We start from the raw sequence: 13,453 nt of genomic DNA, 5'->3' as shown, positions 1-13,453 counted from the left end.
GGGCAGCGTTTTCCCCGCCCGCACGCAGGAACGCTCCCGCCGGGTGAAAAAAAATTCTTTGGAACTTTTCCCGCCCCTTTCTGTCAAATCCAGTAACAGGTCGGCACAAACAACAAAGGAGGCGTGACATGGCAGAAATGAATCCGATCAAGGTTGTGAGCGTTGCACTCGTATTTGCTCTAAGCTTCTTGACTTCCATTCATACGGGGCAGGGGAAACGTGCGGGAAACGGAATCGCAGTGGGGGGAATCCCCGGCCCGGCCTTGGCGGAGCAGGGGTTGCCCGACACGGGCGACAAGACGCTGTCCCCCTACTTTTTTGTGAAAAGCGAAGATTCGGATGTCGATCGATTGCCGATGAAGTCGACTTCGGCGGAGGTCGAAATCGCGGGAGTCATCGCCAATGTGAAAGTCGTACAAACCTATCGCAATGAGGGCAAGCGGCCCATCGAAGCGATCTATGTTTTTCCGGCCTCCACGCGTGCGGCGGTGAGTGCGATGAAGATGACCATCGGAGAAAGGACCGTCACGGCGGTGATCCGAAAGCGCGAAGAAGCCAGGCGGGATTACGAACAGGCGAAGAGCCAGGGGAAGAGCGCCTCCCTGCTGGAGCAGCAGCGGCCCAACGTGTTCCAGATGAACGTGGCCAACATCATGCCCGGGGACGAAATAAAAACGGAGCTCACATACAACGAGCTTCTCAGCCCCACCGAGGGAGTCTATGAGTTCGTGTACCCCACGGTGGTCGGCCCGCGCTATTCGAATCAGCCTGCCGCCGGCGCTCCCGCGTCCGAAAAGTGGGTCCAAAACCCCTACCTTCACGAAAAGGAACCGCCGACCTATTCGTTCAACATCACGGCCAGGCTGAACGCCGGCCTGCCCATCCGGGAGATCACCTGTCCTTCGCACGAAACGGCGATCCGCTACGAGGGGCAAACCCGTGCTTCGGTTGACCTGGGCGCCAACGAAAAATTCGGCGGCAACCGCGACTTCGTTCTGAAATACAGGCTTTCCGGCGAGAGCATCGATTCGGGGCTGCTCCTCTATCGGGGAAAGGACGAAAACTTCTTCCTGTTGACGGTGCAGCCTCCCAAAAGGGTTGTTGAAGCTGCAATCCCGGCCAGGGAGTATATCTTCATCGTGGATGTTTCGGGTTCCATGCACGGCTTTCCTCTGGAGATTTCCAAGCGGCTGCTGACGGACCTGATCGGCGGGCTCAAGCCGACCGACTGCTTCAACGTCATGCTGTTTTCGGGGGATTCCACGGTCATGGCGGAACGATCGGTTCCCGCGTCGGCCGACAACGTTCGCCGAGCCGTCGAAATGATCGGGCGCCGACAGGGGGGTGGCGGGACCGAACTGTTGCCGGCCTTGAAGAAAGCGCTTTCCCTGCCCAGAAAAGAGGGGGTGTCTCGATCCATGGTGATCGCCACCGACGGCTTCGTGACCGTCGAGGAAGAGGCCTTCGAGTTGATCCGCAGTCACATAGGAGACGCGAATTTTTTCCCCTTCGGCATCGGGACGAGCGTAAACCGGATGCTGATCGAAGGCATGGCAAGAGCGGGCGCGGGAGAACCCTTCGTGATCACCAGGCCTGACGAGGCCCCGGCGGGTGCCGAGAAGTTTCGCCGCTACATTCAGTCGCCGCTGCTGACCAACGTCAAGGCCGATTTCGGCGCATTCGGCGTCTACGACGTGGAACCGGCGGGAATTCCGGATGTGTTGGCGGAACGCCCCGTGGTGATTTTCGGCAAATGGCGGGGCGAGCCTTCCGGCAAGATCACCGTCAAGGGCTCGACCGGAGCGGGAGAATTCGCCAAAACGGTGGACGTGGGCGGTTCCAGGCCCGAGGAGGGCAATTCGGTGCTGAAGTACCTCTGGGCGCGGGCGCGAATCACCGCTTTGACGGATAGAAACCAACTGCGCTCCGATGCAACCCGAGTCGGTCAGATTACCGAACTGGGATTGAAATACGGCCTGCTGACGTCCTATACGTCCTTTGTGGCCATCGACACGCTGGTTCGCAATCAATCGGGGTCCGATACCGTGACCCAGCCTCTGCCGTTGCCTCAGGGGGTTTCAGACCTCGCGGTGGGCGCGCCCTCGCCGGGACTGAGGATGTACAAGTCCATGGCTGCGCCGAGAAGCGCGGGTCGCGGTGAGGTGAGCAGCCGGGAATCTGCCGGGTCGGGCAGGCCGCAGGCGTCGCCCGCTCGCGAAGAAAAGGAGAAGGCTCCCGTGAAGAGCGACCTTCGGATCGCGGTGCGCAAGGTCGAGGTCCGCGGGAGCCTGGCGGAGACAGATGTGCGATCCGTTGTCGACAGCCGGGCGCAGGAGTTCCTGAACTGTCCGGAATGGTCTGCCGGAAAACACAAACCGGGAATTGAGACCATCGTGATCGAGTGGGCTGTCGATCGTTCCGGCAAGGTCGGGAATGTGCGGTTCGTGTCGAGCTCGAAGCGGTTGTCGGCCCATCTCGAACGATGCCTGATCAAAATCGTGAAGAACTGGATATTCCCGAGCGGCGGGAACAAGGGTACAGTTGTCAGGGTCACTATCGAGTACTGATACGAAGTTGCGTTCATAAGAGATGGATCTTTCAAGCACAAAAGAGCGGGGGAATGATTCCCCCGCCCCCCCCAAGTTTCGGCCACACGCGCAAGCGCGTGAGGCCGAGTGCTCGGCGCTGTCGGCGACTGGCCGAAGGCCGCCGCCGCAGCGCCACACGGAGCCGCGAAGCGGCGAGGGGGTGTGGGGGATACGTCCCCCACGCTTTTAGAGTATCATTTTGAACGCAATTATCCATGCCCCCTGCGACACCCGCGAAGCATGAAAACAGACTCCCGAGGGAGTCTATTTTCTAGGTAAATCCGTATGAGAAGGACCGGCTTTCGATGCGATGAAGATTTTTACCCCGCGCGGATCCGCCGGGGGGAGGGCATGGGGCCCTTCCCCCGGCGCCTTCGTATTTCCGACCGGCCGCGGGGCGGGCGACTTCAGGGGGTAGAGCGGATGAGCAGGTACTTGTTGATCGATGTCGGAGCGGGGACTATGGACGTCCTGTACTTCGATGATGATTCGGGTGTCCAGTACAAGTCGGTGGCCAGATCTCCCGTCCTGTACACGGCGGAGAGCATTGCGGGGATTCCCGGCAACCTCCTGGTCACGGGAAAGGAAATGGGAGGCGGACCCGTTACCGATATCCTGAAGCGGCGGGCTCGGGAGGCGCGTGTCGTCATGTCCGTGTCGGCCGCCCGCACGCTCAGCCATGACATGGGAAAAGTCAGGTCGTGGGGGATCGTGGTGGTCGAGGATGAGGAAGCCGAAGCCATGCGAAACGATGAGCTCTATCACGCCGTTTCCATCGGAGATCTTGACATGGAGCGGTTGAAATCCATCGTCGCCGGTTTCGGGGTCGACTTCTCCTTCGATATTGCGGGCATTTGCGCCCAGGATCACGGAATGCCGCCCTCCGGAGTATCCCACCTCGACTACCGTCATTCGATCATGAAGCTGAAACTCGATGAATGCCCCTTCCCGCACGTCCTGCTCCACGACCGCGACGAAGTCCCGCCGACCCTGAATCGCTTGAAATCCATCGCCGATTCGGCGCGGGGGATTCCGGCGGCGGAGGTCTATGTCATGGACAGCGGCATGGCGGCGGTGCTCGGTGCGTCCATGGACATCCACGCGCTGGGCAAGAACAGGATCCTGGTCCTGGACATCGCAACCTCCCACACAGTGGGTGCGGCTCTGGATCGGGGGGAAATCGCCGGGGTGTTCGAGTATCACACGCGCGACATCAGTCTCCCAAGGTTGGAACAGCTGCTCCGGGACATGGCGGACGGCAGGCTCGACCACGAGCAGATCCTGCGGGAGGGAGGACACGGGGCCTACCTGCGTCGGCCCTTCGGTTACGACTCCGTGGAAGTCATCGTGGCCACGGGTCCGAAGCGCGCCCTGGTGCGGGAATCGAACCTTCCCGTCAAATACGGCGCTCCCCTGGGCGACAACATGATGACCGGAACGGTGGGCCTCCTGGAGGCCATTCGACGTCGCAAGGGAATCGGGCCGACCTGGTACGTCTGATTCTCACGGAGCGGAATGCTTCCCCGCGACGTCCGCAAACCGCTCGGCGCCCCGGGAAGGCCCGGCCCCGGAAGCCGTCCGGAGCGAAACGAATCAAAAGCTCTTCATGCCTGGACTTATGTGCTAGAATGCCCGCGATTTATTCAACCGTCTCCAGCGGGTTTCCGAAGGCTCGCCCGTCGAATCGCCGTGAGCCGAAGACCGCGCGGAGCGGTGCGGCGTTGGGCTGCGTTCGATCCGAATTCGAACCAACACTTGCAGGTCTGATCCGTATGGCACCCCTTATGTCCTCGCTGTCCTCGGACAAGCTGGAGTTTCGCCGGATCAACGGGGTCTGGCTGCTGGGACCGGATTTGTTCGCCAGGGACAGTGACGGCAAACCGCTGAGCCCGATCGCATCCGCTTTTCCAAGGTACGGGACCGTGATCAGCGGGCGCGGAATCCACGCCATGCAGGCGGCTCTCATGGTCGAATTCGCAAGAAAGCTCTCAGCCGATGAGGGCCATACCCCTTCCGATGCCGAGCTCGCGGAAGGAGTCTACGGAGACTCCGTGGCGCTGCTCATCAGGGACCCGATTCTGCTGATTCGCTCGAATCCGGGGGCCATGGACAGGGTTTTCGAGGCCGACGAGCTGGTCCAGCGCATCGTGCCGAAGGACCGCATCCAGTTCACGGGCATTCATCTCCCGGAGGTCAGAAGAAGACTCCGAGGCAATGGCGAAATCTGGCGTTTTTCGCCTCCACCCAGGTCCGTGGCGGAGATAGGGGAGCACGTCAGGTCCAGCCGGGTGCGCGTCGGCACGGGCCTGAATTACTACTACAATGCCCCGACCGGCGGGCGGTTCCTGACCTATGAGGAATACACGCGCATCCGCCCGCTGATTCGCGAAGATCGTGACGAGGCCTTGCGCATGATCCGGGAGATCATCGATCTTGCGCAACTCGTGAACAACCAGGGCAATCGCGAGTTGAGCCTGTTTCTCCCGGCCGGCGCGACCCTGTCGGTCGCCTATCTCACGCGGGTGGCGATGATTCTCGATGAAGCGCCGTACCCGGAACAGGCGAAAGACGCGGAGGAGTTGTTCGACCGGTTCGCCTTCTTCTTTTCGCGGGCGGCGGGTCCCGAGCTCACCCGGGACGACGAGCACTGCGACGGGTGGCGCACCACCATGTTCTGCCGCCTCTACGATCTCGATGAGCATTGCCTCGAGGAGTTTGCGCTGGGGTTGAGCCCCGAATTTCATTTGAACGTCCGCTGGCTGCCCGGGGCGCGTATTCGAGAGGGAAACCTGACCTTCGAGGTCAACACCGACCACCATACCCGCAACATCATCGATTACTACTGGAAAAACCACGGCGATATTCAGTACATCAATGTCGGCAGAGTGGAACTGCCCCTGACCGACAGGGACACCAGCGATGAGGATCGCGAAGTCCACCTGGCGGTTATCGGGCGGGCCGACGGCGAGGAGGAAATCCGCCTCGCCAGGTTGATGAAATGGAGCGTGATGCACCGGATGGGGCAGGATGTCTCCCTCGATCACGCCATTCGGGAAACCGTCCTCTACCGCGATTACATCTTCGACCGGCTGAGAGCCATTCGCGCCCTCGGGTGTCCCATCGTCACCTACCGGGAAATCCGCTTCGAGGAGGAAGTGCATGGCGTCGGAACCATCCCGGTGTTCTTCTTCGAACGCAGCTACGTTCCGGGCATCGTGAGCCACAGGATTCCGCCAAGGCTCTACGGGCTCCGGGGGTTCGTCGTTCGCCTGGCGCATTTTCTCGGAACGGCCGCCGCAATGAGCCTGGTTTTGGGGCGAGTGAGCCGCAAAGACGGGCGGCTCTATTTTGACGACGGTGACGAGGTGATCCAGCTGGGAGAAGACGAAATGCCGGAGAAGCTCGTTATCGTGGAAACGACCGGTTCCTTTGCCGACTGGGCTTCATCCCTGGAGATGCTGCTCCCGGATTGCCTGGTCCGCCTGGCGGTGCATCTCGGCAAGGCCCTGTCCCAGGGGCGCGACAAGGATGAGACGTCGGCCGCCGTGGAGGCCTTTGCCGAAGCGCTGTCGGAGGAGGTGCGCCGTATGCGCGGTCTTGTGCGTGACCCGTCCTCGACGATCCGGAATCTGTTTGCGGACAGGTCGGTCGAACCCGGGGGAATACGGTCCAGGTGGGAGGGAATACTCAACCGGATGGACTCGACCGATCCCGACCGCCTCCGCATCCTCGCGCGCGACAGCCGGATACTCGCACCTTTTATCTCCGTCGTCCAAAGTCCCCCGCCGCAAGCTTCCTTGAGGGAATCCCCCGATAATTGACGTGCCGATCGGCTCAAGCTTCATCAGGCCGGTTTGTGAATGCGGAGCCGCAGGCGGATTCGTTGCCTGGAAAATAGGTTCCCGGATGAAACTGTTTGCATGCTTCGCGGGCGCGGTGAGCATCATGGATGATTACCTAGAAAATAGATTCCCGGGTGAGTCTGTTTTCATGCTTCGCGGGTGTCGCAGGGGGCATGGATAATTGCGGCCATTATGTCGGGGTTGACACAATGGCCGAATTCCTGTTAATCCTCGCTGGAAGCGGGCCGGGCGATGCTGTCGGCGCGCCTCGGCCGGAAGCCTCTCGCGACGGGAGTTTCAGCCTGGGCCGATGGAATCCGTTCCCCCCTCGGAGTTGAAAATGGCGAAGAAAATCTGGGGCAGCACAGAACGATGCTACACGAGGGCTGAACATACTCGGGTTTTCGCTTCCTGATTACCTCAGTGGAATGGGACAATCCCTCGGACACTGCACCGGTATCTTGAGTGATCTTAGTCATCATGCTATCATAGAACGAAGTTTTTAGATGAAAATGATTTGGCCCCCAATTGAAGTGATAACGATGAAGAATACAGACGAGAATCTTTTGAAAACAGCCACAATAAGTCTCTTTACTGGTGCAGGAGGACTTGATCTTGGACTTGAGGCGGCGGGTTTCTGCATTTCAATCTGTGTCGAGGTGGCGAAGGATGCTCAAGAAACACTGAAGGTAAACCGACCCCACTGGAAACTCGCTGAACCGGGACATATTCACCAGATCTCCCCCCCTGAAATTCTTGAACAGTCTAACCTTCGGAGAGGAGAGCTGGCTCTCCTTTCCGGCGGGCCTCCTTGCCAGCCATTTTCGAAATCTGCATACTGGACTGGTGGCCGACAAGGTCTTCGTGACCCTAGAGCTTCTGGCTTGCGAGCTTATTTAGATGTTGTTGAAGTAGCATTACCGAAGGTCATTCTGCTTGAGAATGTTAGAGGTCTAGCACCCAACGGAAATCGTGACGGGGGGTTGAAGCTCCTTGCAGACGGAATTCGAGACATTAATCGAAGGCTTGGCAGTGCCTATAAACTGCAGGTATTTCATCTTAATGCTGTCAACTATGGTGTACCACAATCGCGCGAACGGGTGTTTCTCCTCGCAAGTATCGACGGGACGACCTTTCAGATTCCGCCTGTGACGCATGGGTGTGGTGACCGGTTGGAGCCGCGTGTTACTGCATGGGATGCGATAGGTGACCTTGACTCCCCGGAATGGCCGTCTGAGCTTGAGCCTGCTGGTAAATGGGCCGGATTGCTGAAAAGCATTCCTGAAGGAAAGAATTACCTGTGGCATACCAAGCGAGGTGGAGGCGCACCATTGTTCGGATGGAGAACCAGGTATTGGTCCTTCCTTCTGAAGCTATCAAAGCGCCAGCCTTCGTGGACTATTCAAGCTGAGCCCGGGCCGGCTACTGGCCCATTTCACTGGCGCAACCGGCGCCTCTCTATCCGGGAACTCGCACGGCTCCAAACTTTTCCCGACAATTATCAATTCGTGGGGAACAGGCATTCAGTCCATCGCCAGATCGGCAATGCCGTCCCCTGTGCCATTGGGGAGCTTCTGGGGCTTGAGATCAGACGGCAGTTTCTAGGGGAGCAGAATATCCATCGCCAGCTCAGAATGATACCTTGTCGTCGTGAAAACTGCCCAGGGGAGTATCCCGTTCAACCGGTCCCCAATTCCTATGTGCACCTCCTTGGCGAGCATCCGGATCATCCCGGGAGAGGACTTGGGCCTGGAAGGGTTTGGAAGGACACAATCAAGGATGAGTCTGTGAGATGATTCTAATCCGACCAGAAGTGAGGATGTACGCCGCCTTTGCCAGGCTGAACTATAAGCCGTGGTATGCTCTCGCCGAGTTTGTCGACAATTCGCTACAGAGCGCACTGTCAAACATGGATAGGCTTCGAGTAGTCTCTCAAGGACCGTATAGGCTACAGGTTGACATCGACATTGGGACTGACAGCATTGAGGTGCGGGATAATGCAGCTGGAATTCACGAACATGAGTACGCACGTGCATTCTTGCCTGCCTCCCCTCCCGCTGATACCTCCGGCTTGTCTGAGTTTGGGCTAGGCTTGAAGGCGGCTGCAAGCTGGTTTGCCCGCCAGTGGTCAGTTCGCACGAGTTCACTAGGCGAGCCGATTGAACGAACGATCACGTTCGACATCCCCAAAATTGTCGAGACGAATTCCGAGCATTTGGAGCCGGTCGAAAGGACCGTTTGTGCCAACGACCATTTTACAACAGTATCTCTTCGAGACCTCCAAGTGCGACTGCGTGGACGGACTATCGGAAAAATCAAGGACCATCTGCAAAGCATTTACAGAGTTTTCTTGCGCGATGGACTTTTGGAGCTGCGGCTAAATGGAGAGACTCTCGCATATGATCCTCCTACATTTCTTCAGGCACCTTTCTATGCGACGCCGACGAACGAACCTGTGACATGGCGTAAGGAAATCGAACTTGATTTGGGCGATGGGCATCGGGTAAGAGGCTGGGCAGCGATTCTTGCGCGGGCTAGCGTGGCAAACGCTGGATTTGCGATGTTCCGTCGTCGCAGACTCATTCAAGGCAGCCACGGCGACGGATATCGGCCGGAGGTAATCTTTGGAAAACCGAATAAGTTTATCTACCAGCGACTCATCGGCGAGTTCGAGATAGAAGGCTTCTCAGTCAGCCATACGAAGGATGGGATTCAATGGGAGGACTGGGAGGAGGACATTCTCAATTGGCTAAAGGAGAAACTGGATGACGAACCTCTGCCACTGCTCGACCAAGCTGCAAACTACCGTGCAAGGGCAAGCATTATCCAGGATATGGTGCAGGAAGCCACCTGGGATACCAGGCAGGCAATTGCCCAACACCTGCCCCCCATCATCGACGAGCAGATCAATGCGGCGCCAAATGAAGCGCCTCTACCCCGAGCGCTCGACGAGTTAGAAAGCGAGCTTGCCCGAAGCGAGCAAGTCGAACTCCATCTTGATCACGCGCATCGTCATTGGGTCATAAACGTCGAGCTTATGTCTGATATCAGCCGAGAAGCCTGGTTTGAGATAGCTGAAAATGTGACAGACAGCGACAGCACAAGGATTCACATACGAGTGAATCTAGCTCACCCGTTTATGGTGCGATTCATTTCCCCGGATGCAGATGAACTTGTTCCTTTCACACGGTTGGCTGCCGGGCTTGCCATCGCGGAAATAACCGCCCGAGAAGTAGGTGTCAGACAGGCGGGAACACTGCGCATGAATTTTAACCAGATTTTGCGTTCAGCCCTCTCTGGACCCATTCAACGAGGAGAAATTCGCCATGCCGAACAACGGCAACCATCTGATCCAGATAATCGAATCGCATCCAGATGATGCCATGTGGCAACCAGTTGTGGGGAAGGTAACTTCAAGATTGCGCGAGTACTTTGTAGCAAAGGGAGTGTTGCCGACCGATGAAGCTGCTCATCGCGTGATAAATGAGGCATGCCGTGTGCTTTCTCAGTGCGCACCGGTCACAGGCAGAACTGCCGCGCGTACCGGTCTGGTATGTGGCTATGTCCAGAGTGGCAAGACCGCATCGATGACAGCTGTCTCGGCACTAGCCAAGGACAATGGTTATCGAATCATTATTCTCATCGCTGGTACTACAACGAATCTGGTGGCGCAGAACCGGGAGCGCTTGGAGACACATCTCCGCAAAGCAGCCCCCGAGTGGTCTTGGCTCATGCTTACCAACCCCCGACTTCGAAGGAATAGACAGGACATTGAGCCGCTCGCCCAGGAGTGGCGGAGTGAGTACTATGAGGAGGATGATCGCCGGACGCTCTTTATTAGCGTAATGAAAAACCACACACACCTCCAGAAGCTTGCAGAGCTTCTGGAGGCCGTAGATCTCTCAGGTTTTCCTGCCATCATATTCGACGACGAGGCCGATCAGGCCAGCCTCAATACGCAGCCATTAGAGCTCACTGCAAGCTCAACCTACCGCACCATCGACGAACTTAGGCGGTCGCTCCCGTTTCATACTTATCTGCAATATACTGCAACACCTCAAGCCCCGCTCCTCATAACTAGGATCGATTCGCTATCGGCTGATTTCGCTGAGTTGGTATCACCTGGAGAAGGATACATCGGCGGACGAGAGCTTTTTCAGAGTCCTTCTTCTAACGTAAGAAGGATACCCCAAAGCGAGATTTATTCAGACGGAAACCTTCCTGTTGAGCCCCCCAGGAGTCTCATTAGTGCTATGCAGGCTTTTTTCGTAGGTGTTGCAGCAGGACGCATGGGACCTATGAACGAGCATCGTTCAATGCTGATTCACCCGTCGAAGGCGACAATGACTCATCGTCAATATTACAATTGGGCTAACGGACTGAAGAGCTATTGGCATCAAGTTCTACTTACTTCCGGCCCCGACCGTGAGGAACTCCTGGAAGAATTTCATGGAGTGCACCAAGATCTCGCTGACACTTGCGATCAACTTCCAGTGTTTGAAGAGGTCCAGGCTAAATTGCCCGTGGCGATCAATCAAACATTCATAACACTCGTGAACTCCGTAGATGGCCGGGAGGTCCCTTGGGGAAACGGATACTCCCATATACTCGTGGGCGGGGAGAAGTTGGGCCGCGGATATACAATCAAGGGCCTTACTGTGACTTACATGCCGAGGTCTCCAGGTGGATGGACCGCAGATACAATCCAGCAGCGGGCACGATTCTTCGGGTATCACAGCAGGTATTTGGGATACTGCCGGATCTACTTGCATCCGGACGTCCATACGGCCTATTCCGCCTATGTGAGCCATGAGGAAGACATGCGTTCCCGTCTTGCTGAACATGCTGGGCGTTCACTCAAAGAATGGCGACGCATGTTCTACCTTGACAGTAGGCTGGAACCCACTCGGAGGAATGTTTTATCAAGCCCGTACTTCCGTCCGCACCTTCCCGATGGCTGGTTTTCACCCAGAGCTCCACACTTATCGCCTGGGAATGGCCTCCATAATCAGGAAATCGTTGCGCGACTTCCCGGTAAGCTGTTCATGCCGCACTCAATTTATCATCAGCACCATCACGCGAGAGTCTATCTTCAAGAACTATTCAGGCAAGTTCTTGCTCCCCTCTCTTATCTTGATGAGGAAGACGCGCTTGGCCTCTGCGTAGTCAATTGCAATTTGAAAACCGTCATTGATCGAGACCCCGAAGCTCAATGCGTGATTTATCTCATGGATGGAGGACGCGAACGATTAAGACGGCTTAACAAGGGGTTCATCCCTCAACTGTTCCAAGGTCGCTCTAGCGCTGGAGCAAAGTCCTACCCAGGAGATCGGGCATTTTTCCAAGATGACATCCCTACAATTCAAATCCACATGTTGCGTGTAGAAGGGGACGGACAGACACTCAATAACGTTCCAGCGGTAGCCATAAAGTTTGCTCAGCAGAAGGACATGCTTATCCATGACGAACAACAAGATAGAAGACCTATTTGAGCTATACAATCATTTGACTGTTCCATCAGGCACCGGTGATCTTTACACGGCAAGAGCGATAAATGGACACCCTCGCTGCCGAATCGCGAAAGATCCACAAGGCAATCCGGCACTCCTCTTCACTGCACGAACTGTCTCCCGTAGCATCGTCGATCCTCCTTTTGACCTTAGGAACCTGTCATTTCTGCCCAGATGTGTCTGCCGAGTTCAGGTTCAAGATGAGAGGGAGTCGTTAGAGACCCTTGCGGTGCTCAAATGCTTGAGTGAGGATCAAATGCTGAGGCAATACTTCCTACGCTCGATGTCAGGCTTCATCAGCACCCTTCCTATTGCTCCAACCGAGGGAGACGTAGCAGTGGCAGTCAGGAAATTAGTCGATTTGTTCCGAGCCCTTGAGGCCCCTGCGCGAAAGTCCCTCCAAGGGATCTGGTGTGAGTTATTTCTGATCTCACGATCACACAACATTCGCCAAGTTGCGACGGCATGGCATCCTGACCCGCACGCCCTTTATGATTTTGTTGCGGGTTTGCAGCGAGTGGAAGTTAAGTCCTGTAGTAATTCCCTGCGAGCCCATTATTTCAGCTTAGATCAGCTCCTGCCCCAAGAGGGAACCGTTACTGTGATAGCTTCGTTCGTCCTTAATGAGACTGGGCGAGGTACCTCTATTGCGGATCTTTGGGAGGAGATATCAGGGCGTCCAGAGCTAACAGTAGAAATTCGCGAGCGGCTTTCTCTGATTTTGGCCCTTACCCTGGGACGTGATTGGCGAAAAACACGGCGAGTTGCTTTTGATACAGGATTGGCTGCAAGGCAACTCCGACTTTTTGACTCAACATCGATTCCGAGGGTAGACCCTTGCCTGCCTGCCGAGGTTACAGATGTTAAATTCAAGGCCGAAGTCACCAATGTGAAGCATTTGTCTCCCATTGCTGTCGCACAATGGGGCGGCCTTTTTGCTGCAATGTTTGGATAGGCAATGGCACAGAGGCCCTGCTACAAAGGTCTAATCCCTCGCTCTGAGGGGGCATCGGCAGCAGCCCGTGGGGCAAGCAGAAAATCCAATACAAAGCCGGAGTTGCTTCTACGCCGAACGTTGTGGGGCCGCGGTCTGCGGTATCACACAAACCGATTTGATCTTCCAGGTAAGCCTGACATCGTTTTCCAAAGAGCACGAGTCGTTGTATTTGTTGACGGGGATTTTTGGCATGGTAACAACTGGATCGAGCGCAAGGCCAAGTTGAGTAGAGGGCATAATGCAGATTATTGGGTAAAAAAGATTGAACAAAATATTGAGCGAGATCTAGTGGTTAGCCAGAAATTGTGTGCAGAGGGATGGCTCGTGCTGCGCATTTGGGAGTCAGAGATTTATTCCGATATCGATCAGGTCGTCCATCGCATTGGGGTGCTTCTTAACTTCCATTAAATGTAATGATTCCTGTTAATCCTCGCTGGAAGCGGGCTGGGCGATGCAGCCGGCGCGCCTCGGCCGGAAGCCTCTCGCGACGGGAGTTTCAGCCTGGGCCAATGGAAT

At 56.4% G+C, this 13,453-nt stretch carries 8 protein-coding genes; all 8 read left to right on the top strand.

The window, feature by feature from the left end:
• Positions 1–128 precede the first annotated feature (128 nt).
• Positions 129–2,567 carry a VIT domain-containing protein gene (locus SFUM_RS06895; RefSeq protein WP_011698187.1) on the top strand — a complete coding sequence of 813 codons (2,439 nt, stop codon included), beginning with the start codon at positions 129–131 and terminating at the stop codon, positions 2,565–2,567.
• Between the two features lie 444 nt (positions 2,568–3,011).
• Positions 3,012–4,088 (top strand): DUF1786 domain-containing protein, encoded by a 1,077-nt coding sequence (locus tag SFUM_RS06890; RefSeq protein WP_041441947.1) that lies wholly within the window; start codon positions 3,012–3,014, stop codon positions 4,086–4,088.
• 272 nt (positions 4,089–4,360) lie between these two features.
• Positions 4,361–6,409, top strand: coding sequence for a hypothetical protein (locus tag SFUM_RS06885; RefSeq protein WP_011698185.1), 2,049 nt, complete (start codon positions 4,361–4,363; stop codon positions 6,407–6,409).
• A 527-nt stretch (positions 6,410–6,936) separates the two neighbouring features.
• Positions 6,937–8,226, top strand: coding sequence for a DNA cytosine methyltransferase (locus SFUM_RS22420; RefSeq protein ID WP_011698184.1), 1,290 nt, complete (start codon positions 6,937–6,939; stop codon positions 8,224–8,226).
• Entirely contained in the window at positions 8,223–9,809 is a 1,587-nt protein-coding gene (locus SFUM_RS06880) for an ATP-binding protein (protein WP_011698183.1), read from the top strand. Before SFUM_RS22420 ends, SFUM_RS06880 begins: the two co-directional genes overlap by 4 nt.
• A complete protein-coding gene (locus tag SFUM_RS06875) occupies positions 9,757–11,922 on the top strand; it encodes a Z1 domain-containing protein (protein WP_049766311.1) in 2,166 nt (721 codons plus the stop codon). Before SFUM_RS06880 ends, SFUM_RS06875 begins: the two co-directional genes overlap by 53 nt.
• On the top strand, positions 11,891–12,895 hold the full coding sequence (locus SFUM_RS22415) for a PD-(D/E)XK motif protein (RefSeq protein ID WP_083763979.1): 1,005 nt from the start codon (positions 11,891–11,893) through the stop codon (positions 12,893–12,895). The genes SFUM_RS06875 and SFUM_RS22415 overlap by 32 nt, the downstream gene beginning before the upstream one ends.
• Positions 12,896–12,898: 3 nt before the next feature.
• Positions 12,899–13,345, top strand: a complete 447-nt coding sequence (locus SFUM_RS24105) for a very short patch repair endonuclease (RefSeq protein ID WP_083763978.1) — start codon at positions 12,899–12,901, stop codon at positions 13,343–13,345.
• Positions 13,346–13,453 lie beyond the last annotated feature (108 nt).

The sequence above is a fragment of the Syntrophobacter fumaroxidans MPOB genome, from assembly GCF_000014965.1.
GTDB lineage: Bacteria > Desulfobacterota > Syntrophobacteria > Syntrophobacterales > Syntrophobacteraceae > Syntrophobacter > Syntrophobacter fumaroxidans.
This window is presented reverse-complemented; position numbering and strand designations above follow the sequence as displayed.